The organism is Castellaniella sp. (assembly GCF_049673105.1).
Classification (GTDB): Bacteria; Pseudomonadota; Gammaproteobacteria; order Burkholderiales; family Burkholderiaceae_B; genus Castellaniella.
This window is the reverse complement of the sequence record NZ_JBATXG010000025.1, coordinates 98,488-119,108: the sequence shown is the minus strand read 5'-3', so window position 1 is coordinate 119,108 and position 20,621 is coordinate 98,488. Positions and strand designations below refer to the sequence as shown.

19 protein-coding genes and 1 tRNA gene are annotated in these 20,621 nt (G+C 61.5%); 17 read left to right on the top strand and 3 right to left on the bottom strand.

Annotated elements, in window-relative coordinates; all coding sequences use genetic code 11:
• Entirely contained in the window at positions 1–1,386 is a 1,386-nt protein-coding gene (locus WBF69_RS10250) for a phosphomannomutase/phosphoglucomutase (protein ID WP_424263787.1), read from the bottom strand.
• Between the two features lie 137 nt (positions 1,387–1,523).
• Between WBF69_RS10250 and WBF69_RS10245 the strand changes: the two genes are divergently transcribed.
• Both WBF69_RS10245 and WBF69_RS10240 read left to right on the top strand, forming a co-directional pair.
• Positions 1,524–2,936: an FAD-binding oxidoreductase gene (locus tag WBF69_RS10245; RefSeq protein WP_424263786.1), complete on the top strand. Its 1,413-nt coding sequence runs from the start codon at positions 1,524–1,526 to the stop codon at positions 2,934–2,936.
• 100 nt (positions 2,937–3,036) lie between these two features.
• Positions 3,037–3,381 carry a RidA family protein gene (locus WBF69_RS10240; protein ID WP_424263784.1) on the top strand — a complete coding sequence of 115 codons (345 nt, stop codon included), beginning with the start codon at positions 3,037–3,039 and terminating at the stop codon, positions 3,379–3,381.
• A 27-nt stretch (positions 3,382–3,408) separates the two neighbouring features.
• On the opposite strand, the gene mutM is transcribed toward WBF69_RS10240, so the two are convergent.
• Positions 3,409–4,236, bottom strand: coding sequence for a bifunctional DNA-formamidopyrimidine glycosylase/DNA-(apurinic or apyrimidinic site) lyase (gene mutM / locus WBF69_RS10235; RefSeq protein ID WP_424263782.1), 828 nt, complete (start codon positions 4,234–4,236; stop codon positions 3,409–3,411).
• A gap of 85 nt (positions 4,237–4,321) precedes the next feature.
• Here mutM and WBF69_RS10230 point away from each other — a divergent pair, with 85 nt between their 5' ends.
• The 15 genes from WBF69_RS10230 to WBF69_RS10160 all read left to right on the top strand — a co-directional run bounded on the left by WBF69_RS10230 (position 4,322) and on the right by WBF69_RS10160 (position 19,964).
• Entirely contained in the window at positions 4,322–6,097 is a 1,776-nt protein-coding gene (locus WBF69_RS10230) for a tetratricopeptide repeat protein (protein WP_424263780.1), read from the top strand.
• On the top strand, positions 6,094–6,669 hold the full coding sequence (locus tag WBF69_RS10225; RefSeq protein ID WP_424263778.1) for an outer membrane lipoprotein LolB: 576 nt from the start codon (positions 6,094–6,096) through the stop codon (positions 6,667–6,669). The genes WBF69_RS10230 and WBF69_RS10225 overlap by 4 nt, the downstream gene beginning before the upstream one ends.
• Complete coding sequence (gene ispE / locus WBF69_RS10220; RefSeq protein WP_424263776.1) at positions 6,666–7,619, top strand: 4-(cytidine 5'-diphospho)-2-C-methyl-D-erythritol kinase; 954 nt, start codon at positions 6,666–6,668, stop codon at positions 7,617–7,619. The genes WBF69_RS10225 and ispE overlap by 4 nt, the downstream gene beginning before the upstream one ends.
• A 4-nt stretch (positions 7,620–7,623) precedes the next feature.
• Positions 7,624–7,700, top strand: a tRNA-Gln gene (locus tag WBF69_RS10215).
• 96 nt (positions 7,701–7,796) lie between these two features.
• Entirely contained in the window at positions 7,797–8,747 is a 951-nt protein-coding gene (locus tag WBF69_RS10210; RefSeq protein ID WP_424263774.1) for a ribose-phosphate pyrophosphokinase, read from the top strand.
• A 97-nt stretch (positions 8,748–8,844) separates the two neighbouring features.
• The gene (locus WBF69_RS10205) at positions 8,845–9,468 is read left to right on the top strand and encodes a 50S ribosomal protein L25/general stress protein Ctc (protein WP_424263772.1); all 624 of its coding nucleotides are present in this window, start codon (positions 8,845–8,847) and stop codon (positions 9,466–9,468) included.
• Positions 9,469–9,578: 110 nt separating this feature from the next.
• The gene (pth, locus tag WBF69_RS10200; RefSeq protein WP_424263770.1) at positions 9,579–10,175 is read left to right on the top strand and encodes an aminoacyl-tRNA hydrolase; all 597 of its coding nucleotides are present in this window, start codon (positions 9,579–9,581) and stop codon (positions 10,173–10,175) included.
• 72 nt (positions 10,176–10,247) lie between these two features.
• The gene (locus tag WBF69_RS10195; RefSeq protein ID WP_424263768.1) at positions 10,248–11,042 is read left to right on the top strand and encodes a type II CAAX prenyl endopeptidase Rce1 family protein; all 795 of its coding nucleotides are present in this window, start codon (positions 10,248–10,250) and stop codon (positions 11,040–11,042) included.
• A gap of 86 nt (positions 11,043–11,128) precedes the next feature.
• A complete protein-coding gene (gene ychF / locus WBF69_RS10190) occupies positions 11,129–12,220 on the top strand; it encodes a redox-regulated ATPase YchF (protein WP_424263766.1) in 1,092 nt (363 codons plus the stop codon).
• A 42-nt stretch (positions 12,221–12,262) separates the two neighbouring features.
• Entirely contained in the window at positions 12,263–12,403 is a 141-nt protein-coding gene (locus WBF69_RS10185; protein ID WP_424263945.1) for an Arm DNA-binding domain-containing protein, read from the top strand.
• A gap of 81 nt (positions 12,404–12,484) precedes the next feature.
• A complete protein-coding gene (gene hsdR / locus WBF69_RS10180) occupies positions 12,485–14,875 on the top strand; it encodes an EcoAI/FtnUII family type I restriction enzme subunit R (protein ID WP_424263764.1) in 2,391 nt (796 codons plus the stop codon).
• Between the two features lie 25 nt (positions 14,876–14,900).
• A complete protein-coding gene (locus WBF69_RS10175) occupies positions 14,901–16,379 on the top strand; it encodes a type I restriction-modification system subunit M (RefSeq protein WP_424263762.1) in 1,479 nt (492 codons plus the stop codon).
• Positions 16,376–17,416 carry a PDDEXK nuclease domain-containing protein gene (locus WBF69_RS10170; RefSeq protein ID WP_424263761.1) on the top strand — a complete coding sequence of 347 codons (1,041 nt, stop codon included), beginning with the start codon at positions 16,376–16,378 and terminating at the stop codon, positions 17,414–17,416. Before WBF69_RS10175 ends, WBF69_RS10170 begins: the two co-directional genes overlap by 4 nt.
• Complete coding sequence (locus WBF69_RS10165) at positions 17,409–19,076, top strand: restriction endonuclease subunit S (protein ID WP_424263759.1); 1,668 nt, start codon at positions 17,409–17,411, stop codon at positions 19,074–19,076. Before WBF69_RS10170 ends, WBF69_RS10165 begins: the two co-directional genes overlap by 8 nt.
• A 246-nt stretch (positions 19,077–19,322) precedes the next feature.
• Positions 19,323–19,964 (top strand): trimeric intracellular cation channel family protein, encoded by a 642-nt coding sequence (locus WBF69_RS10160; RefSeq protein ID WP_424263757.1) that lies wholly within the window; start codon positions 19,323–19,325, stop codon positions 19,962–19,964.
• A gap of 19 nt (positions 19,965–19,983) precedes the next feature.
• Here the strand turns inward: WBF69_RS10160 and WBF69_RS10155 are convergent, their stop codons facing one another.
• Complete coding sequence (locus WBF69_RS10155; protein ID WP_424263755.1) at positions 19,984–20,610, bottom strand: LysE/ArgO family amino acid transporter; 627 nt, start codon at positions 20,608–20,610, stop codon at positions 19,984–19,986.
• Positions 20,611–20,621 lie beyond the last annotated feature (11 nt).

Genomic DNA, 20,621 nt, shown 5'->3' with positions numbered 1-20,621 from the left:
CTAGAACGGCAATTCCCGTTCCGGCAGCAGGGCATGGATCGCTGTGCGGAATTCTGCCTGGATCCGTGACAGGGCTTCAGGCGTATCGCCTTCGAAACGCAGCACCACCACCGGGGTGGTGTTCGATGCCCTGGCCAGACCAAAGCCGTCGGCGTATTCGGCGCGAATGCCGTCGATGGTGATGCGATCCAGGGCGGTCGGGAAGTGGCCTTCAGTTTGCAGGCGTTGCACGAAGGCATGCGGTTCGCCTTCGGCCATGGGCAGCTTCAGTTCGGGGGTGGACAGTCCCTGCGGCAGGGATTCCAGCAACTGGCTGGGGTCGTCACTGCGCGACAGGATTTCCAGCAGGCGAGCGCCCGCGTACAGCCCATCGTCAAAACCGTACCAGCGTTCCTTGAAGAACAGGTGGCCGCTCATTTCGCCGGCCAGCGGCGCGCCGGTTGCCGCCAGGCGCGCCTTGATCAGGGAATGGCCGGTCTGGGACATCAGCGGGACGCCGCCCGCGTCGCGGATGGCTTGCCCCAAGTGGCGGCTGCATTTCACGTCGAAGATGATGTCGGCGCCGGGCACGCGCTGCAAGATGTCGCGGGCGAACAGGATCAGCTGGCGGTCGGGCCAGATGATCTGGCCCGATCGGGTGACGACACCCAGCCGGTCGGCATCGCCGTCGAAGGCCAGGCCGATGTCGCAGCCGGTGCGCTGCAGATGATCGATCAGATCCTGCAGATTTTTGGGGTCGGCGGGGTCCGGGTGGTGATTGGGGAAATGGCCGTCCACCGTGCAGAACAATTCGTCCACCGTGCATCCCAGGGCGCGGAACAGGCGGGTGGCGGCCACCGCGCCTACGCCGTTGCCGCAGTCGATAGCGATGTGCAAAGGCCGCGCCAGGCGCACGTGGTCGGTGATGCGCTGTATATAGGTGTCGATCAGGTTTTGCGGCGTGGACCGCCCCGGCGTCGCATCGGGCGGCGGCTGGATGCCGGTCATGCGGGTATGCAGCGCCTGAATGTCGTCGCCGTGCAGGGTGCGACCGCCCATCATCAGTTTGAAGCCGTTGTAATCGGGCGGGTTGTGGCTGCCCGTGATGGCCACGCCTGATCCGCAGCCGGTCAGGTGCGCGGCGAAATAGACCAGCGGCGTATGCACCAGGCCCAGATCCACGGTGTCGATGCCGCCCGCATGCAGGCCGGCTTGCAGGGCCGACGACAGACCGGGGCTGCTGATCCGGCCATCGTGGCCGACCACCAGGCTGCGGACTTCTTCCTGGCGGGCCTGCGCCGCCAGCGCCAGCCCTAGGGTATAGGCGAACACGTCGTTCAGCTGATCCGGGACCGTGCCCCGGATGTCATAGGCCTTGAAGACGGAAGCGGGCAGAGCGTCGGACACGGCGATTCTCGAATGGTAATGAGGGAAGAGGGCGGCTGGGGATCGCAATGGTCAGGCCGAGTGCGTCCGGATGCCGACGTCATCCATTATCGCCGATTACAATGAACGCCTCTTGGCGCAGACGGGATTGTCAGTTCATGGATCATCTGGGTGCTTTGCGGGCGGTGGTGGGCGAGCCGCATGTCTTGACCGGTGAGGATGCCCGGTCTTACGAGGTCGATTGGCGCGAGCGTTATCGCGGGCGCGCCCTGGCCGTGGTGCGGCCCGGCAGCACGGACGAGGTCGCCGCCGTGGTGCGCTATTGCGCGCAGGCCGGGATTCCGGTGATTCCCCAGGGCGGCAATACCGGGCTATGCGGCGGAGCCACGCCGGATGATGCGGGCAGCGCCGTGGTGCTGTCCCTGCAGCGCCTGAATCGGGTGCGCGCCATCGACACGGACAACGATACGATGGACGTCGAGGCTGGCTGCATCTTGCAGACGGTGCAGCAGGTTGCTCGCGAGGCGGGCCGGTTGTTTCCGCTCAGTCTGGCTGCCGAGGGCAGCTGCACCATCGGTGGCAATCTGGCGACCAATGCCGGGGGCACACAGGTCCTGCGTTACGGCAATATGCGCGAACTGACGCTGGGCCTGGAAGTCGTCACCGCCCAGGGAGACATCTGGCATGGCCTGCGCGGCCTGCGCAAGGACAACACCGGCTACGATCTGCGCGACCTCTATATCGGCAGCGAGGGCACGCTGGGAGTGATCACTGCGGCCACGCTGAAGCTGCATCCGCTGCCGGTGGCGCGTTGCACGGCTTTGCTGGCTCTGGACTCGATAGAATCCGCTATCGCCATGCTGGGGCGGGCGCGCCACGGATTGGGTCCTTCCCTGACGGGTTTCGAATTGATGGCTGGCGATTGCCTGCAGGACGTCGTGCGCTGCTTTCCGCAACAGCGCCTGCCGTTCGAGGGGCCGTCGGCGGCATTGCCCTGGTATGCGCTGCTGGAACTGTCCGACAGCGAATCCGAAGCCCATGCCCGTGAACGCTTTGAGGTCGTGATCGGCGAAGCGCTCGAGGCCGGCATTGTGCTGGATGCCGTGATCGCGGAATCCATGGCGCAAAGCCATGCGCTGTGGCACCTGCGGGAAAGCATTCCGTTGGCCGAAAAGGAATCCGGCAAGAGCATCAAGCACGACGTGTCGATCCCGGTGTCGCGCATGGCGGAATTCGTGCAGGGCACCAATGCCGCCCTGCAGGCGGCCTTTCCCGGCATCCGCAACGTGATTTTCGGCCATCTGGGCGACGGCAACCTGCACTACAACGTGGCGCGCGGCGCCGACTGGGCCGAAGGCCAGTTGCTGGCGCGTCAGGACGACGTCTATGCCCTGGTGCACCAGCGGGTGCATGCCGTGGGCGGTTCCATCAGCGCAGAACATGGCGTGGGACAGCTGAAGCGCGACGCGCTGCCGCAGTTCAAGGACCCGGTCGAGATGGCGCTGATGCACCGCATCAAGTCCGCGCTGGACCCGCTGGGCATCATGAATCCCGGCAAAGTTCTGATCTGAACGACGCGGCGCCGGGGATCGGAACTGTTCCCCGGATACCCGGGCCCGATGGCGGGCGTCGGGTATCATGGCGCCGTTTTTCATCCTCTTGGAGTTTTTCATGACGATTCAACGTATCGAACCCGGCAAGCGCATGAGCGGCGCCGTCGTCCATGGCAATACCGTGTACCTGGCCGGCCAGACCGGCACGGGCGACGACGTTCAGTCCCAGGCGCGCTCGGCCCTGGCGAAAGTCGACGAACTGCTGGCCAAGGCCGGCAGCCATAAGTCCAAGATTCTGCAGGCGACGATCTGGCTGCGCGACATCGCCGATTTCGATGCCATGAACCCGGTCTGGGAAGCCTGGATCGATCCGGCCAACCCGCCAGCCCGCGCCACGGGCGAAGCCCGCCTGGCCGCCCCTGGCCTGAAATTCGAAGTCATCATCGTCGCTGCGCGGGATTGATGTCCGGCCTGTCTGGCCGCGACGGAATCAGCGTTTCTGGCACTGCGGGCAGAAATACGTGGCCCGCTGTCCCTGAACGATGCGGCGGATAGGGCTGGCGCAGCGCGAGCAGGGCTGGCCGTCGCGTTCATAGACGGCGGCGTGCAGCGTGAAATAAGCGCCGGGCGTGCCTTGCGCGTTGACGTAGTCGCGCAGGGTGCTGCCGCCCGATTCCAGCGCCTGGCTGAGCGTCTGCAAAATGGCGGCGTGCAGCCGGGCGCAACGTGGCCGCGACAGGCGGCTGCCCGGCGTGCGTGGATCGATGCCCGCCAGGTACAGGGATTCCGAGGCATAGATATTGCCGACCCCCACCACGATCCGCCCGCCCAGCAGCAGTTGCTTGATGGCCTGGCGCCGCCCGTGGACGCCGTCATACAGGCTGTCGGGGGAAAAGTCAGGGCCGAAGGGCTCGCTGCCTAAACTGGCCAGCAGCGGGTGTTCCTCTGGCGGCCCGGCGTCTGCGGGATGCCACAGCACGGCGCCGAAGCGGCGCGGGTCGTGCAGCAGGAAGCGGGCGTCGTCGAATATCCATTCCACATGATCATGCTTGCGCAAGGGTTCGTCCATGGCCACCCGGCGCAGAGACCCGGACATGCCCAGGTGCACGATCTGGGTGCCGTGTGCGAAACGGATCAGCAGATATTTGCCGCGCCGCTCGCAGGCCAGCACCGGCGCGTCCCGTAGCAGGGCCGGCAGGCCGGGGGGAATTGGCCAGCGCATGCGGGATTCGTGCACGACAAGCTGCCGCAGGATGCGGCCTGGCATGATCGTGGCAATTCCACGACGGGTTGTTTCGACTTCTGGCAGTTCAGGCATGGCAGGGTGATAACATCCTCTTTCGATGAAGCAATTTTGCCACCAGACGCGGGCGTTTCTCGCGTTGCGGCCTTGGTTACCGCCGATGAGAATCTCCGCCTTCGTATTGCCCGTGGTGCTGACGCTGGTCGCCGCGCACGAGACTGCCTGGGCTGCGCCGCCGGCTCCGGCGCCGGCGGATTCCGTTGAGACCATCCGGTTGCGCCCCGGCGAGCCGCCGGCGGTCACCCTGACGCCCGAGCTACTGTATCGCATTCTGGTTGCGGAGTTGTCCGCCCAGCAGGGGCAGTACGGCGATGCGGCTCAGGACTTGCTTGGCCTGGCGCGCGACACGCTGGATCCCCGGCTGGGGCAGCGGGCTTTTCAGATGGCCATGACGGGCCGCAATCTGGCGCTGGCCTTGCAGTCAGCCCGTGAATGGGCGCAGCTGGATCCGGGCAACCCGGAAGCCGTCGCAGCGTCGCTGGCCCTGTCTGCGTCCAGCGGTCAGACCGATGGGTTGGCCCGTACGCTGGCGCGCCGGATCGACGCTGCCGACGACAAGGATCAGGCCATCGTCCAGGCGGTCGGCATCGTGTCCAAAATGACCGACAAACGCCTGGCGCTGGACGTGCTGGACAAGGCCCTGGCGGGAGTCGTCAAGACCTCGGCCCTGGCTCATCTGGCGCTGGCCGATGCGGCATGGGAGGCCGGCGAACCCCGACGAGCGGTGGATGAGGCGCATCAAGCCCAGATATTGGACCCGGATTCCCCGGATGCCGCCCAGCGGGTGCTGGAATATGGCCTGCGGGTCGACCCCCGCCAGGCCATCGGGGATACCTATGCCTATCTGGACAAGCATCCTGATCAGCGGGCGCTGCAATTGCTGCTGGTCAGCCGCTTGACCGGTCAGGGGCAGTTCGACGAGGCCCTGAAATTATTGGATTCCATGCGTAAGCAGGCGCCCGAAGACTTCGACCTGCTGTATACCGGGGCGGAGGTCAATGCGCGGGCGGGTCGCTACGATGTCGCCAAGGCGCTGCTGGGTGAATACATCACGATTCAGCAACAGCGCCGTCGCGCCACGGCTGATGGGGCGACCAGCGCCCAGGCGGATGTGTCCGACGCGCGTTTGCTGTTGGTGCAGATTGCCGAACGCCAAGGCGACCTGAAAGAAGCCATCCGCCAATTGCGCCGCATCGATGAACCCACCTTGCGGTTTCAGGCGCAGACCCACGAAGCCGTCCTGTATGGCCGGCTGGGCGATCTGGCCACGGCGCGCGCCACACTGGATGCCATCAAGCCCGCAGACCGCCGTGAACGCACGGTGGTGCGCCTGACCCTGGCCACCATCTATCGGGATGCCGGCCGCACGGATCAGGCCGTCGAGACGCTGAAGGCGGCTGATCTGGAAATGCCCGATACGCCCGAGATCAAATACGAGCTGGGCATGATGTTGCATCAGCAGGGGAAAACCGCCGAATTCGAGGCGCTGATGCGCCAGGTCATCGTGCTCAATCCCGATGATGCCAATGCCTACAATTCTCTGGGCTATACCTACGCCGAAGAAAACCGCAATTTGCCCGCCGCCCGCGATCTGCTGGAGCGGGCGCTGGAACTGGATCCCGACAATCCCTACATCTTGGATAGCGTGGGTTGGTACCTGTTTCGCACCAGCGATTATCAGGGGGCGCTGGAATACCTGCGGCGATCCTACGATCAGTTGCCGGCAGCCGATGTCGCCGCCCATCTGGGCGAAACCCTGTGGATGCTCAAGCGTCGGGAAGAGGCCCAGCGTATCTGGGAAGAAGGCCGCAAGGCGGACCCCGATAACGATGCCCTGAATGCCACCTTGCGCCGTCTGGGGGTTCAGCTGCCGTGATCAAGGTGCGCATAGGGCGTGTCCTGTCCGCCCTGGGCCTGCTGGTGTTGCTCACGGCGTGTGCCGCCCCCGTCCGGATCGGCGGCCAGGGGCCGGCCTTCGAGCGCATAGGCCGTTTCGCCGTCAATCTGCAGCCGGTCGCTCAGCCGCCCTATGCGGCGCAGGGCGGGTTTTCCTGGCGCGACGATGGGCGCGTCCTGCTGCTGGATCTCAGCAATCCCCTGGGCAGCGTGCTGGCGCGGATCCGGGTGGATGCGGGCGTGTCCCTGCTGGAACGCGCCGATGGCAGCCAGGAATCCGCGTCCTCGCCGGATGCGCTGCTGGCTCAGGTGTGGGGCCACCCTATGCCGGTGTCCGGCTTGCGGTATTGGATCCGGGGGCTGACGGAACCCGGCCAGGCGGTCAGCGATGCGCAGTACGACGCCCAGGGCCGTCTGACGGCTGTGCGACAGAATGGCTGGGATGTGCGCCTGTCGGCGTACGAGGATGATCAAGGGCCGCTGCGGGTGCGTTTGTTCCGCCAGGACGATCAGGGTCAATGGCGGCTGCAGCTGGTCATGGACCGGTCATGACGTCGGGCGCAGACGTCCGGACGACACTGTCCGGAGGCCACGGTCGCCTGCCTGCCGCGACGCTATACGATGTGCCCGCGCCGGCCAAGCTCAATCTCTTTCTGCATGTGGTGGGGCGGCGCCCGGACGGCTACCACCTGCTGCAGACCGTGTTCCGTTTCATCGATCTGTGCGATCACCTGGACTTCGAGCGTACGAGCGACGGCTGGATCGCGCGCGACGGCGACGGGCTGCCTGGCCTGCCGGCGGATCAGGATCTGGTCCTGCGGGCAGCGCGCCTGCTGCAAGAGGCGACCGGCACGCGGTATGGGGCGCGGATTCGCTATCGCAAGCGGATCCCGGCAGGCGGCGGCCTGGGGGGCGGGTCCAGCGATGCGGCGACCACCCTGATCGCGCTGAATCGTTTGTGGGGCCTTGGCCTGACGCGGGCGCAACTGCTGCGCCTGGCCTTGCCGTTGGGGGCGGATGTGCCGGTGTTCATTTTCGGACAGGCCGCATTTGCCCAGGGTGTGGGCGAAGACCTGACGGCCTTGGCTCTGCCGCCCCAGGCGTATTGGGTGTTGCGGCCCGCTGTTCATATTCAGACGGCGGCGGTGTTTCAGGACCCTGATTTGACAAGAGATACGGAATCGGTAAAAATCTCGGTCTTTGCTGATTGGCAGTCAGGACACAGCGGCCCATTTGGCCGCAACGATCTGGAACCCGCCGTATGTCGGCACCACCCGATGATCGCCCGGATACTGGGAACGATGCACGGGGCGGGGCTGGATGCGCGCATGACCGGATCGGGTTCATGTCTGTTTGCCGGCTTTGCTGATACACGACAGGCTCGGGTGCAGCGAGACCGGATAATCAGTAAAATACATGACCTGCCTGATGTGGTCATCGAGGATTCCTGGGTCTGCCAGGGTCTGGATGAACATCCATTGAAGGACTGGGTAATGGATTGATCGTTGGGGAATCGCCAAGCTGGTTAAGGCACCGGATTTTGATTCCGGCATGCGAAGGTTCGAATCCTTCTTCCCCAGCCAACCTTCCATTGCGGATAGGATATATCAGGCTGTTGAGTCGGTCCCAGCGGGGCACTGGTCAACAGCCTTGTCATTTGACATCATTGGTTCGACACCATGGCACAAGACAGATTCATGATTTTTACCGGCACGGCCAATCCCAGGCTGGCGGTCGATGTAGTGAATCATCTGGATATGTCGTTAGGGAAAATGACCGTTGGTCGGTTTTCAGACGGCGAGGTCATGGTCGAAATCAATGAAAACGTCCGCGGCAAGGACGTGTTCGTGTTGCAGCCCACCTGCGCGCCCACCAACGACAATCTCATGGAAATCATGGTGATGGTCGATGCCCTGCGCCGCGCGTCTGCCCGCAACATCACCGCAGCCATTCCCTATTTCGGTTATGCCCGCCAGGATCGCCGGCCCCGTTCGGCCCGCGTGTCGATTTCGGCCAAGGTCGTCGCCAATATGCTGCAGTCCGTCGGCGTGGATCGCGTCATGATGATGGATCTTCACGCCGACCAGATTCAGGGCTTTTTCGATATTCCGGTGGACAACATCTACGCCGGGCCGATCCTGCTGGGTGACATCTGGAGCCGCAATTTCCAGAACCTGGTGGTGGTATCGCCCGACATCGGCGGGGTGGTGCGCGCACGCGCCCTGGCCAAGCAGCTGGAATCCGATCTGGCGATCATCGACAAGCGCCGCCCGCGCGCCAATGTGTCCGAAGTCATGAACATCATCGGCGACGTCAACGGGCGCACCTGCCTGATCATGGACGATATGGTCGATACCGCCGGCACGCTCTGCAAGGCCGCACAGGCCCTGAAGGATCGCGGCGCCGGCTTGGTGTATGCCTATTGCACGCACCCGGTGCTGTCGGGCGAAGCGGTCAAGCGCATCCATGAATCCGCGCTCGACGAGGTCATCGTCACCGACACCATTCCGCTGTCCGAACAAGGCCGCCAATGCAGCAAGATTCGCCAGTTGTCCTGTGCGTCGCTGCTGGGCGAAACGATTTTGCGCATCGCGACGGCCGAATCGGTCAGTTCGCTGTTCGCCGACTGATTTTTTGATCCCCCGCTGGTCGCGGCGGGGGGTGACCCGCAGCTTAGGCTGCTACTGACTGGGGTCTGCTGACAGACCCCGAATTTTGGAGTTTCCCATGAAATTTACCGCCACTTCGCGTAGCGTCCAGGGTTCGAGTGCGAGCCGCCGCCTGCGCCGCGCAGGTCGGGTGCCCGCCATCGTTTACGGTGGCAAGTCCGGCCCGGCCAACATCGAACTCGACCACAACGAGATCTATCACGCCCTGAACAAGGAAGAATTCCACGCCTCCATCCTGGACATGGAATTGGACGGCAAGATCGAACCGGTGCTGGTGCGTGCCGCTCAATGGCACCCCTACAAGCCCCAGGTCCTGCACGTGGACTTCCAGCGCGTGGATGCGTCCCAGGCCGTGCACACCAAGGTTCCGGTGCATTACCTGAACGCCGACAAGAGCCCCGCAGTCAAGCTGGCTGGTCAGATTGTGACCCACGGCCCGGCCGAACTGAGCATCACTTGCCTGCCGGCCAACCTGCCGCAGTTCATCGAAGTCGATCTGAGCAACATGATCGGCGGTTCCCGTCTGCATCTGGCCGACATCACCCTGCCGATCGGCGTGAAATACGTGCCGCATGGCGAAGACGTGAATCCGCTGCTGGCTCAGGCTGGTGCGCCCAGGGGTTCGGTCGCCGATGATGTGGCCGACGCCGCCCCGGCTGCCGACACGCCTGCCGCTGAATAATCCGGCAGCGCCGGAATAGGCCCTCAAAACCCCCGCCCTTCGTCAGATGGGCGGGGGTTTTGACGTATCATGAGGGCCTTTTCGATGCCTTGCCGTTCTGACTCATCACAATGACCGCGCCCATCCGTCTCATTGTGGGCCTGGGAAATCCCGGCCCCGAATACGAAGCCACCCGCCACAATGCGGGTTTCTGGCTGGCGGATCATTTTGCCGATGACCTGCACGCGAACTACACGCTGGAAAAATCCTTTTTCGCCTGGGTTGCGCGTGCGCGCCATGCCGGGCAGCCCGTGGTGCTGGCCAAGCCCATCACCTTCATGAACAAATCGGGGCAGGCCGTCGGCGCCTTGGCCCGCTTCTACAAGCTGCAACCCGAAGAAATCCTGGTCCTGCACGACGAACTGGATCTGCTGCCGGGGGCCGTCAAATTGAAGTTCGGCGGCGGCCACGCCGGGCACAATGGTCTACGCGACATCCAGGCGGCGCTGGCCACCCCCAAATTCTGGCGCCTGCGCATCGGGATCGGCCATCCGCGCAGCCTGGGGCTGGCGCAGGCGGTGGTGAATTTCGTGCTGCATCCGCCGCGCCAGGACGACATGCCTGGCATCGACGAGGTCATCCGCCGCTGCCGGCTGGAACTGCCGGCGTTGCTGGGCGGGGAATTCGACCGGGTGACGGAACGCCTGCATCAGGGGAATCACGACTGATGGGGCCCATAGGCGATCGCCAGATCGGGCGTGCCGCGTCCGGGCATGCTGTGTGCACAGCGGGGTGACCGTATGAGTCTGCCAGGATTTTCCCGTCCGCCCGGTCTGCCCACCATGGGCGAGGAAATCGTCGATTTCCTGAAGTTCATCGTGCGGCCCCGACCAGGGCCGCGCCTGCCGCCCCACCGTTCGGGCCGAGGGCTGTGGGCGGATTTTTCTCTGCATGCGCCCTGGTGGCGTCTGCTGCATTGGGCGGTTCTGCTGTGGACGGTCAATCTCTTTGTCTTTGCCCCCCTGGCGCTATCGGCGGCAGACGCCAGCGGCGCTCAGCATCGTCTGGACATTCATAACATTCCTTGGTTGACTGCCTTGATCTGGGCGCCCATCGTCGAGGAACTGACCTTTCGCTATGCCTTGCGCCGTCCCGCCATGCTGTGGTGGTTCGTGCCTCTGATGGCGGCGATCCTGGTCCAGGGGGCGGGTCCTACGTCCGCCTTGCTGGCAGCGCTCGCGGTGTTGCTGGCCTTGGCCCCGCTGTGGTATCCCGCCACCCATCGTTGGCATGCCGGCTGGGCGGCATCGTGGCGCTGGCGCCGCTGGATGCGCTGGGCCTATCCTGTGCTCTTTCATGCCACCGCACTGGCGTTTGCGGCTGTGCATCTGTACAACTTCCGCCTGACCTCGATCAATCTGCTGTTGCTGCCCTTGCTGGTGCTGCCGCAGTGGATGACCGGTCTGGTGCTGGGCTGGGTGCGGGTCAAGCGCGGCATCGGGGCCGCGATGGCGCTGCACGCCATCTTCAACGGCGGGCCGCTGTTGCTGATCGGGCTGATCCTGACATTCGCGCCGCAGTTGGCGGCGGGGTGATGCCCGGTCCGCCGGAACAGTGGCCGCCAGGCCCTGCGGGTACAATAGCGCCTTGATTTCCATCCTCCTTTTTTCTCAGGTTCCCCATGGCACTGCAATGCGGCATCGTTGGCCTGCCCAACGTCGGTAAATCCACTCTGTTCAACGCCCTGACCAAGGCCGGTATCGCCGCAGAAAACTATCCCTTCTGCACCATCGAACCCAACGTTGGCGTGGTCGAGGTCCCGGACCCCCGTCTGGCGCAGTTGGCCGCCATCGTCGGCCCGGAACGCGTCCTGCCCGCCGTGGTCGAATTCGTGGATATCGCCGGCCTGGTGGCGGGCGCGTCGAAAGGCGAAGGCCTGGGCAACCAGTTTCTGGCCAATATCCGTGAAACGGACGCCATCGTCCACGTGGTGCGCTGCTTCGAGGATGAAAATGTCATTCACGTCGCCGGTCGGATCGATCCGATTTCCGACATCGAGGTCATCAATACCGAACTGGCGCTGGCCGATCTGACTGCCGCGGACAAGGCTTTGCAGAAAAATCGCAAGCTGGCCAATTCCGGTGACAAAGACGCCATCCGCCTGGCGGCCCTGCTGGAGCGCATCGTGGCGGCCCTGGACCAGGGCAAATCCGTGCGCAGCCTGGGCCTGGACGAAGACGAGCAGGCTTTGATCAAGAGCTATTGCTTCATCACCGCCAAGCGCGCCATGTATGTCGCCAACGTCAAGGATGACGGTTTTCAGAATAACCCCCACCTGAAGGCCGTGCAGGACTACGCTGCCGCCGAAAACGCCCCGGTGGTCGCCGTGTGCGCCGCCATCGAGGCTGAAATCGCTGACCTGGACGAGGCCGACAAGGCCGTCTTCCTGGAAGACATGGGCATGAGCGAACCCGGTCTGGATCGCGTCATCCGCGCAGGCTACGATTTGCTGGGCCTGCAGACTTACTTCACCGCCGGCGTGAAGGAAGTCCGCGCCTGGACGATCCACAAGGGAGACACGGCGCCGCAGGCTGCGGGCGTGATCCACGGCGACTTCGAGCGCGGCTTCATCCGTGCCCAGACCATCGCCTTTGACGACTTCATCGCCTGCAAGGGCGAACAGGGCGCCAAGGAAGCCGGCAAGATGCGCGCCGAAGGCAAGGAATACGTGGTGAAGGACGGGGATGTGATGAACTTTTTGTTCAACGTCTGACGATTTTTTCGGAACTCAGAAGCGTTCGGTGGTGTTGGGGGCCTGTTCCTGCTGGTCAAGCCCACCGGCGGCAAGCTCTGGTGGTGGAAGCACCGCTTGCAAGGCAAGGAGAACCTCTTTGCCAGTTGGGGTTTTTCTCAAGTGAGCCTCGCGGAGGCGCGCGGCCAGCTGAAAGGTGCGTGAGATTGCTGAGAGAGTCGCGAGGTCAGGCATCTAACGACAAGCAGACCCAAGGAGCAGCCGGCATGGAAGGGGTTACATCCTATGAATAAGGAGGCGCTCAGCGAGCGCGACATCTGCACCAAGTTCATTACGCCGGCTTTGGAAGAATCCGGATGGGATGTTCTGACCCAAGTACGCGAAGAATTCCTGTTGACCAAGGGGCGCATCATCGTGCGCGGCAAACTGCACACACGTGGTCAGCACAAACGCGCTGACTATGTGCTGTTCCACAAGCCCAACCTACCCATTGCCGTCATCGAAGCCAAAGACAACAAGCATGCCATCGGATCTGGCATGCAACAGGCCCTTGGCTATGCCGAAATGTTGCAAGTGCCTTTCGTATTCAGCAGCAATGGAGATGGCTTCCTGTTCCATAATAAGATCGCCAAGGACGGTGTTATCGAGCGCGAACTGAGTCTGGACGAATTCCCCAGTGCCGATACGCTGTGGCAATGGTGGGCAGAGCATCAGGGCCTGAGCACGCAGCAACAGGCATTGGTGGCCCAGGACTACTACAGCGACGGCAGTAACAAGACGCCTCGCTACTACCAATTGCTCGCCATCAACAAGACCATCGAGGCGATCGCCAAGGGGCAGAAGCGTATCTTGCTGGTGATGGCCACGGGTACAGGCAAGACCTATACCGCCTTCCAGATCATCTGGCGGTTGTGGAAGTCGCGTGCCAAGAAACGCATCCTGTTTCTGGCGGACCGCAACATCCTGGTCGATCAGACCATGACCAACGACTTCAAGCCGTTCGGTGCGGCGATGACCAAGATCCAGAAGCGGCAGGCCAACAAGTCGTATGAGATCTACCTGTCGCTTTACCAGGCCGTCACTGGTAACGAAGAAGAACGGAACATCTACAAGCAGTTCAGCCCGGAATTCTTCGATCTGATCGTGATCGACGAATGCCACCGAGGCAGCGCTGCCGAAGATTCAGCTTGGCGCGAGATCCTGACGTATTTCCATTCCGCCACCCAGATCGGCTTGACCGCTACGCCCAAGGAAACCAAGGACGTTTCCAACATAGACTACTTCGGCGAGCCCATCTACACTTACTCGTTACGCCAGGGCATCGACGATGGCTTTCTCGCACCCTACAAGGTAGTACGCATCGACCTGGACAAAGACTTGACCGGCTGGCGCCCCGACAAGGGCATGCTCGACAAGCACGGCAACGAAATCGAAGACCGTATTTATAACCAGCGTGATTTTGACAAGACACTGGTGCTGGAACAGCGCACGCACGTGGTGGCGCGCAAGATCAGCGAATACCTGAAAGCTGGCAACCGCTTCGACAAGACCATCGTCTTCTGCGACAACATCGACCATGCCGAACGCATGCGCCAGGCGCTGGTCAACGAAAACGCCGACTTGGTGGTGCAGAACCATCGCTATGTCGTGCGCATCACCGGCGACAATGAAGAAGGCAAGATGGAGCTGGACAACTTCATCTTCCCGGAAAGCAAGTATCCCGTCATCGCGACCACCTCCAAGTTGATGACTACGGGAGTCGATGCCCAGACCTGCAAGCTCATCGTGCTGGATCAGCGCATCCAGTCCATGACCGAATTCAAGCAGATCATCGGTCGCGGAACGCGCATCAACGAAGACTTCGACAAGTACTGGTTCACTATCCTCGATTTCAAGAAAGCGACCGAGCTTTTTGCTGATCCGGCTTTCGACGGCGATCCCGTGCAGATCTATGAGCCAGGCCCAGGCGAGCCACCGCTTCCTCCAGATGAAGAAGATGGGGAGGCGTCGCCTGACGATGGATTCACCTATCTCACGCCGGACGACAACCCCACGTCCCCCGGCGGCGTAGCCGAACCGTTGCCAGGTGAGGAAGGCAGCAACGTGCGCCGTTACGTTGTCTCCGACGTCGAGGTCAAGGTGGTGGCTGAACGGGTGCAGTACTTCGACGCCAACGGCAAACTGATCACCGAGTCTCTGAAGGACTACACCCGCAACACCCTGGCCAAGGAGTTCGCGTCTCTCGACGATTTCCTGCGCCATTGGAGCAAGGCTGAGAAGAAGCAGGCTGTCATCGACGAGTTGGCTCATCAAGGCATCTTCTTCGAGGCTTTGGCTGACGAGGTGGACAAGCAATCCGGCAAGGATTTCGACGCCTTCGATCTGCTGTGCCACGTGGCCTGGGATCAACCCCCACTCACGCGCAAGGAGCGGGCCGAGCAGGTCAAGAAGCGCCATTACTTCGCCAAGTACGGCGCTCAAGCGCAGAAGGTGCTCGAAGCCCTGCTCGATAAATATGCCGACGAAGGTGTGGCCGCCATCGAGGAAACGCAAATTCTCGCTATCGCCCCCTTCAACCGCCTGGGCACGCCGATCGAACTGGTGCGAGCCTTTGGCGGCAAGACCCAATACCAACAGGCCGTGGGCGAGCTCGAGCGAGAGCTCTACCGCGCCTGACCTGAACTAGACCCAGGATGTAGTCATGTCACTCGCAACTCTCATCAAAACCATTCAAGACATCATGCGCAAGGATGTCGGCGTCGATGGCGACGCCCAGCGCATCAGCCAGATCTGCTGGCTATTGTTTCTGAAAATCTTTGACGACAAGGAACAGGAGTGGGAACTGACCCAGTCCAGCTACCGCTCGCCGCTGCAAAGCCGCTTTCGCTGGAGTAACTGGGCCAAGGATCCGGAAGGCATGACCGGCGAAGAGCTGGTCGACTTTGTCAACAACGACCTCTTTCCTTTCTTGAAACAGCTTGCCACCAAGGCGGGCGTGTCCGCGCAAGGCCGGGTGATCGGCTCAGTGTTCGAGGATGCCTACAACTACATGAAGTCCGGCACGCTGCTGCGCCAGGTGATCAACACCATTGAAGAGGATGTGGATTTCAACTCGTCCAGCGACCGGCACCTGTTCAACGAAATCTACGAAAAAATCCTTGCCGACCTGCAGTCGGCCGGTAACGCCGGCGAGTACTACACCCCGCGTGCGGTTACGCAGTTCATGGTCGATGTCCTCGATCCGAAACTCGGCGAAAGCATCCTCGACCCGGCCTGCGGCACGGGCGGCTTCCTGACCTGCGCTATCGAGCACATCAAGAAACAGGTCAAGACGCCAGAAGACAACCGGCTGTTGCAAGAGAACATCCATGGCTTTGAGAAGAAGCCCCTGCCGCACATGCTCGCCATGACCAACATGATGCTGCACGGCATCGATGTGCCTACCCGTATCCGCCACGACAACACGCTCTCTCGCCCCTACAAGGACTACGGCCCACGCGACCGGGTGGACCTCATCATTACCAACCCACCCTTCGGTGGCATGGAAGAGGATGGCATCGAGAAGAATTTCCTCGCCAAGCACCAGACTCGCGAGACCGCCGACCTGTTCATGGCGCTGATCATGCACCTGCTCAGGCATGATACCGGGCGCGCCGCTGTGGTGCTGCCGGATGGTTTCTTGTTCGGCGAGGGGGTGAAAACCACGCTCAAGCGCGAACTGCTGGATGAGTTCAACCTGCACACCATCGTGCGCCTGCCCAAAGGCGTGTTCGCCCCCTATACCAGCATCGCCACCAACCTCCTGTTCTTCGAAAAGGGCAGCCCCACAAGGGACGTATGGTTCTTCGAGCATCCCTACCCGGCAGGCTACAAGAGCTATTCCCGTTCCAAGCCGCTGACTAATGAGGAATTCGATCTCGAGAAAGCCTGGTGGGGCGGTCCGCAACGCAAGGGACGTAAGACCACCGAGCATGCCTGGAAGATCTCAGCCAAGGATCTGGCAGCTCGCAACTACAACCTGGACTGCAAGAACCCGTACGAGGTGGCTGTCGAACTGGGTGATCCGGACGAACTGATGGCCGAATACCAGCAAATCACCCAACAACTCGCCGACGCACAACAGGCGCTGAAAACCGAACTGCTGACAGCCCTTAGGGCCACCAGCGGAGGCGCCGCATGAGCGAGAAGCCCGTCTCCCTGATGCCCGTGCCCGAAGGCTACGACCACTGGCTGGGCGAGCTGAAAGCCCGCATCCACAACGCCCAACAACAGGCGGCGCGTGCGGTCAATCGTGAGCTGGTGCTGCTCTACTGGCAGATCGGTCAGGACATCCTGCAACGACAAACCGCACAAGGCTGGGGAGCCAAGGTCATCGAGCGGCTGGCCCATGACCTGCGCACTGCTTTCCCAGAGATGAAAGGGTTTTCCCCACGCAACCTCAAGTACATGCGCGCCTTTGCCCAGGCCTGGCCGGATGCCCCATTTGTGCAAGAGGTGCTTGCACAATTGCCCTGGTATCACCAACTGGCCCTGCTGGACAAACTGCCCAGCCAGGAAGCACGCCGCTGGTATGCCGCCCAAGCCATCGAGCATGGCTGGTCACGCAATGTGTTGGTGATGCAGATAGAAACCAGACTGCTGGAGCGCAAGGGGCAGGCCGTCACCAATTTCGATGCACGCCTGCCCGCACCACAATCCGACCTTGCCCGCGAGTCGTTGAAAGACCCTTACCGCTTTGACTTTCTCGGCCTGACCGAAGAAGCGCAGGAGCGGGAAATCGAAAACGCCCTGGTCAAACACGTCATCGAGTTCCTGCTGGAACTGGGCGCAGGCTTCGCCTTTGTCGGGCGGCAAGTATTGCTGAACGTGGGGGGTGACGAATTTTTCGTGGACCTGCTGTTCTATCACCTGAAGCTGCGCTGTTACGTCGTCATTGAACTCAAAGGCGGCGCCTTCAAACCGGAGCATCTGGGGCAACTGGGCTTCTACCTCACTGCTGTGGATATGCAGGTCAAGGCCGAACAGGACAACCCCACCATCGGCCTGTTGCTGTGCAAGAGCAAGAACACCGTGGTGGCTGAATACGCATTGCGCGACAAGGCCCAGCCCATCGGCGTGGCGGAATACCAATTGATTGAATCCCTGCCTGAAGAATTGCAAACCAGCCTGCCCAGCATCGAACAGATTGAGCGCGAGCTGGGAGGCGAGGATGAGTAGGCACACCGCTGAACTGTTGGAAAAGCACTTTGACACCGCCTTTGCTGCACCCGATGGCATCAAGAAACTGCGCGAGCTGATTCTGACGTTGGCCATGCTGGGCAAGCTGGTGCCGCAAGATCCGGACGAGCAGCCTGCAAGCGAACTGCTGCAAGAAATCGAGGTTGAGAAGCAGCGGTTGATGAAGGAAGGCAAGATCAAGAAACCCAAGTCCTTGCCGCCGATAAGGGAAGAAGAAAAGCTTTATTCGCTGCCGCGGGGATGGGAGTGGGCACGCCTGCAATCCTTCTCTGATTACAACGGTAGGCCCAATATTGATCCGAGCGAAATCGCCGAGGATACTTGGCTACTTGACCTGGAGGATATTGAAAAAGAAACCTCCCGGCTTATCTGTCGAGCAAGGTATTTCCAGCGTGAATCGAAATCGACAAAATCAACCTTTAAGGAGGGAGATGTTCTTTATGGAAAGCTCCGTCCATATTTGGACAAAGTGTTGGTTGCAGACTCGGCTGGTGCCTGCACTACTGAGATAGTTCCGATTGTTCCATCCAAAGCAGTCATCCCTGAGTTTCTACGGTGGTTGTTAAAGCGCCCAGATTTCCTTTCCCACGTAAATACGCTGATGTATGGTGTGAAAATGCCTCGCTTGGGAACGGAGGATGCCATTCATAGTGTTCATCCGATTCCACCAGTAAATGAGCAGTACCGTATCGTTGCCAAAATCAACGAACTGATGATTCGTTGCGATGGACTGGAAAAACTGCGCACTGCGCAGAAGAAAACGCGCCTGACCGTTCATGCCGCAGCCATCAAGCAACTGCTGAACATTGCCGAACCCGACCAACACCAGCGCGCCCAGATCTTCCTCGCCGAACACTTCGGCGAACTCTACACCGTCAAGGAAGACGTTGCCGAGTTGCGCAAGGTCATCCTGCAATTGGCGATGATGGGAAAACTCGTCCCGCAAGATCCGAAAGACAAGCCGGCTAGCGAGCTGCTGAAAGAAATCGAAGAGAAGAAACGGCGGCTGGTGAAGCAAGGCAAGATCAAAAAGCCCAAGCCCTTGCCACCAGTGACAGAGGGAGAAAAGCCTTATGCATTGCCACAGGGGTGGGAGTGGGTGCGATTTTTCGCCACCAACACAGTAAAGTCTGAACTGGTCTCCGCTGGGGATTTCCCAGACGAGAATCAGATTGCGCCTGACTCGATCGAAAAAGATACGGGCAGTTTGTTGTTACATAGAACGGTTGCAGAGTCAGGGGCCACTGGCCCCAACAATCGTTTTTACGAAGGGCAAATTCTTTACTCGAAAATTCGTCCCTCATTGAACAAGGCTGTTGTCGCACCATATGATGGTCTTTGCAGTGCAGACATGTATCCAATCGTATGTCATGTATGCACAGATTTCATGCTTAAAGTTATCCTGTCCGAAACGTTTTTGGCTCAAGTTCGGCTGGCTGAGAATCGCATAAAGATGCCGAAGCTAAACCTTGAGAGTCTTGGGCAATTTTTAATTCCCCTTCCTCCCCTAGCAGAACAACGCCACATCGTTGCCCGCACTGATCAGTTGATGAATTTATGCGATTTGCTGGCTCAACAGATTGATGCCGCCACCATCAAGCAAGCCGAACTGCTGGGCGCAGTGATAGCGCAGGTGTAGGGAAGTGCTATGCGCCTGACTGTAATGACCCAGTGAAAACCTGCTCTGGGGGGCAGTGTTACACCGGCGACAACAGCTTGCTGGCACGGCAACCGGCGCTGTCATGGTGATGTCTCTCGGGGATGGGCATTTATATTATTCTGGCGGTACTGCGCCGCACAATATTGCCTGCCGTCCGTAGAAGACAGCCAATCGCCCTGCGCTATTCGATCCGTCACACACTCGCTTTCCTGTAAAGTCCACCGTATGCCCGCTCCCGATATCACCAGCGATTTCCTGCATATCCTGTTTCTGATCGCCATTGCCGCCGAGGCCATGACTGCCGCGTTGGCGGCGGGGCGTCGCGAAATGGATTGGCTGGGCGTGTGCATGTTGGGCTGCATCACCGCGCTGGGCGGCGGTTCGGTGCGCGACGTGCTGCTCAATCACCATCCCCTGACCTGGGTGGCGAATCCCCACTATCTGTTGATCACCGGCGGCGCCGCTTTGGCGACCATCGTGCTGGCCCGCTTCGCGCATTCTTTGCGTCATCTGTTCCTGTTTCTGGATGCGGTCGGCCTGGTCGTGTTCACCATCATCGGCGTGGATGTGGCCTTGGGTCTGGGCCTGTCCTGGGGCGTGGCGATTCTGTCGGGCATGATCACCGGCTGCGTGGGCGGGGTGCTGCGCGATGTGCTGTGCAACGAAATCCCGCTCTTGTTCCGGGCGGAACTCTACGCCACGGTGTCCATCGTCAGCGCAGCCCTGTATCTGACTGGGTTGGCCTTGTTCTGGGATCACGATCTGGTGGTGGGCGGAGCGCTGCTGATCGGCCTGGGTCTGCGGCTGCTGGCGCTGCGGTTTCGCTGGAGCATGCCCAAATTCGTCTATACCCGCGACCTGCATTGATCGCGCGCGGGTAGGGGACCTAGACAGGCAGCAGGCGCCAGGCCAGCAGGAACATGACGGCGGCGATGGCGCCATCCAGCCAGCGCCAGGCCTGCGGGGCCTGGAACAGGGGGGCGCATAGCCGCGACCCCAGCCCCAGCACGGTCAGCCACAGGATGCTGGCGCTGAGCGCCCCGGCGGCAAAGCCGAAACGCGCATCGGCAAAGCGGTGGGCGATCGAGCCCAGCACCATCATATCCAGCCAGAAATGCGGATTCAGCAGGGTAAAACCCAGCGCGCCCAGCAAGGCGGCCCGCCGCGACGAGAGGGCGGCCTGATCGCCTTGGCGATCCACGGCGGGCCGCCAGGCCCGGTAGGCCGACTGCGTACCGTACCAGGACAGGAAGATGACGCCGGCCCACAGCACGAAGTCCTGCAATCCCGGCAGATGTTGCATCAGGGCCTGCAGTCCCGAGACGCTGGCGAATATGAAGCAGGCGTCGATCAGGGCGCAGACCAGCAGGATGGCAGGCAGGTGCGCCCTGGCGATGCCTTGGCGCAGGATGAAGGCGCTTTGCGCACCGACGACGGCGAACATGCCCAGCCCGGTCAGGGCGCCGCTGGTCCAGGCCGACAGCAGGGGGGCAAGCGCGGGGGCGGCAAACATGGAATCCTCCG